The sequence below is a fragment of the Ruminococcus champanellensis 18P13 = JCM 17042 genome (assembly GCF_000210095.1).
Taxonomy (GTDB): Bacteria; Bacillota; Clostridia; order Oscillospirales; family Ruminococcaceae; genus Ruminococcus_F; species Ruminococcus_F champanellensis.
Genome location: NC_021039.1, coordinates 302,568 through 306,048 on the forward strand (window position 1 = coordinate 302,568; position 3,481 = coordinate 306,048).

The following is a 3,481-nucleotide window of genomic DNA, read 5'->3' on the forward strand; positions in this document are numbered from 1 at the left end:
CCTGTAGGTTACACATTCCCATGATGCTGCACAAAACGCTAAGGGATAAAATCTGTTGGCTGAAATCGTGGGAAATGTAAAGTTGGCTCGTTCTCCACAAGAGTGGGGAGGGTTGTGGAAAAGAGAGCGCGAGAGAAAACCGTTGGGAGGGGAGAGAATAAGCATCGTTAGATGCGCTCTCTCCACTCCCAAAGAGGTTGTCGCTCGCACATTGGTAAACCTCTACTGCGTGTATGGAGCACGCAGAGTATAAAAAAACGATCCACAAGCGAATGGTTACTAAAAAATAAATCAGTAAAGCGTGTGTCTAACACGCAGAACATAAAAGAAACTCCACCAACAATGTCCACGCAAACAGACGCAAAAAAGCAGGGCTTGCGCCCTGCCTTTTCTTATCCTAGCTTGTCAACCAAATGCGCCAGATACCGGGCAATTGCCGTCAGATCTGAAGAATCAATGTTCCCGTCCGGATCGCAGTCCGCATTCTGCAAGCCCTGTTTTGTGAGCTTGACCGCCGGATCCTGGGCAATGTATCGTGCCAGCAGCACCGTGTCCGCAATGTCCACAATGCCGTCTGCGTTTACGTCACCGTACAGAATATCCGGATTCTCCGTACCGCCGGACAATCTGCCCACAACAATGCCGCAGCCTACCGTACTCATATACACCGTGCCGAAGGTGTTCATATCCCCTACCAGGAAGTTGCCGTTGCCGGTGCCCCCGTAGAGCTTCTGGGTGTTGATGCATACCCAGCTGTCGCCGCCGTCCGTGGAGCGGTAGATGCCTTCAGCGTCGGTTTCCTGGGGTTTGCCGTACATGTACAGAGTGTTGATGCCGCCCTTCTTTTCCGGTGCCCCATAGCCCACGGTCTTGCAGTAGAACACGTTCTTCTTGGTGACCTCTGCCTTGCCGCCGGCGGTTTTTACATCATACAGCCCGTACCAGCCTCCTGCCAGTATCAGGTGATTGTCCTCCAGGGAGGCGATCCGCCCTGCGCTGTCGCACTGGTCATACATACAGATCTGGGTGCCGGTAAAGGTCTTGCCGTAGTCGGTGCTGATGTACAGGGTATAGTTTGCGTCGCTCAGCTCCGGTTCCGTCTTGGAGTAATGCCAGGAGGAATTATAATAGGTAGCGTATGCGTATACGGTGCTGGGATCATTTGGCTCTACAAAGGTGTAGGTGGGCTTGGAGCCGTATGCGCTGCCAATGCCGGTGCATGCGTTCCAGGTCTGTCCCCAGTCGTCGGAATAGCTCAGGTCACCGCTGTCCTTCTTCCCCAGGAAGATCCGGTAGGTATCCTTGTCCAGTTGTGTGATAGCAGCCTTGCCGCCGGCGGTGTTCGCCATTTTCGTCCAGGTCTTGCCCCCGTCCGTGGAGTAGAAGCCCGGTGCAATGTCATTCTGGTTCTCTGCGATCCGCACCATCACCTGGGGGTTCTGGGGGCAGTATGCGATCGCCCCGGTGGAGCCCATGTTGGGTACATACTGGGTAGCAGGCTTGTCCACGTCCGTGTGGATGAAACCGTCATAGTCCCCGATGGCGGAATATGCCGCACCGCCGGGCACGGAGACCATATCCAGAGCAACCACTTCCTCGATGCCCTGTGCGCAGAAGCTTGCCTTGGGAGAATCCCCCCAGATGCCGTCCCACTTGAAAATGCCGTTGCCGGAGGAAACCATGATCTGGTCAAAATCCTTGGGGTTGATGATGAGTGAGCCGGACCAGTGGATGGCTTTGCCGTATACCCAGCTACATCCGTTTGCGTCCAGGTAATCGATGACCTGTTCCTGCACCATTTCGCCGGTTTCCGCATTCCACTTGTATTCACCCATCTTGCCCGGATAATACTCGGTCCAGGTCTTGCCTCCGTCCTCGGAACGGTACAGCCAGTCGCCCCAGGCACCGTCCTCCTTGCTCCAGCTATTGGTGCTCCACACGCCGCAGGTGGTGGCGATTAGCTGGTCGTTGTTGTTGGGGTTTGCCATGCAGGCGCCGAAGCTGTTCTCCGTGGGGGAAATGTTGGTGACTTCTCCGGTGGTGGTGTTGTACTTGTAAATGCCGCCGCCGGTGCCGTTGAAGGTCAGCCCCCCCACATAGCAGATCAGCAGATTGCCTGCATTGTCCTTGGTGATCCGGGAGGGGAACTTGTCCGCCGGCAGATCCTTGCTGAGGGGTTCCCATTTCTTTCCGTCCACGTCTGCCACATACATATTGCATTCCAGGGTGTTGTCGGAAATGCCCACATAGACCTTGCCCTTTTCAATGGCGATGGTGGAAACGCCGTTGCAGTTTGCATAGTCCGTGCCAACGGTGGTCTTGACTACGTTTTCCGTCCAGGTAGGCCACTTGATCTCATTGGTGAACAGACCCATGCTGTTGAAGCTGTCCACTGCCTCCCAGGTGACGCCCGCATCGTGGCTGACGATCATGCCCACCGTGTCGCCGCCGCAGTAGATGGTGTTGGGATCATCCGGATCCACCGCAATGGACTCGCCGCACTGTCTGCCGTAGCCGTTGCCGTGTACCTGGATCAGATTTGTGACGTCCGCAGAATCCCAGGTCTTGCCCCCGTCCTTGGAGCGGAACACTGCCGTCCGGGCATCGCTGAAGTATGCACAGCCGCACAGGGCATAGACGATATTGTCGTCGTTGGGATCCAGCGCCATAGCGTCCACGCTGAGAAAGCCCCGGTCTGCATCCGTAAAGAACGCCATTAGCTGTTCCCATTCCTTGGTGGTTGCATTGTACCGGTATGCGCCGCCTACGTCCGTCCGGGCGTAGATGTTGTTTTCTCCGGTAATCAGACCGGAAACGAAGCCGCCGCCGCTGATGGTGACGGTGTCCCAGTTCATCTGGGATTCGATGGATTTGGTTGCCGCAGCCCCTGCCTGGATTCCGGTGGCAGGTACGGCGGATGCCGCTACTGCCAGCGTCAGGGCAGCAGCCAGCAGGCTTTTTTTCATGTGCATTGAAGAGTCCTCCCTTTTTTATACGAATTGTCATTCTTTTTTTGTCTTTGTGGATGAATTTTGTCACTGTATATATTAGCACATAATTCGCAATCGGTCAACATGATATATTGTATATTTTTTCTGAACTTTTTGCGAAATTGCATGGAAAAAGACATGACAAAGGAAGTGACGTGTGGTATAATAACGGTGTATGAGAAGCGGATTGATTCTCTTGTGTGACCGTTTTCTTTTCTGCGTTCCTTTATAATCTGCGTGCTGTTTCTACGCAGTAGAGGTTTACCAATGTCTTGGGGAGATGTGTGTTGTTCTATTTGATGAACCGGATGGGTCACGCATGACCCATCTACCGGTGTGCGAGCGACAACCGTACTCTCTTTTCCACAACCCTCCCCACTCTTGTGGAGAACGAGCCAACTTTACATTTCTCACGATTTCAGCCAACAGATTTTATCCCTTAGCGTTTTGTGCAGCATTGTGGGAATGTGCAGCTTTGGGTGCTGCATGAA

Annotated in this window: 1 protein-coding gene; it reads right to left on the reverse strand. The window is 53.9% G+C overall.

What is annotated here, in order from left to right; all coding sequences use genetic code 11:
• Positions 1 to 392 precede the first annotated feature (392 nt).
• Positions 393 to 2,972, reverse strand: a complete 2,580-nt coding sequence (locus RUM_RS01330) for a dockerin type I domain-containing protein (RefSeq protein ID WP_015557429.1) — start codon at positions 2,970 to 2,972, stop codon at positions 393 to 395.
• Positions 2,973 to 3,481: the final 509 nt, after the last annotated feature.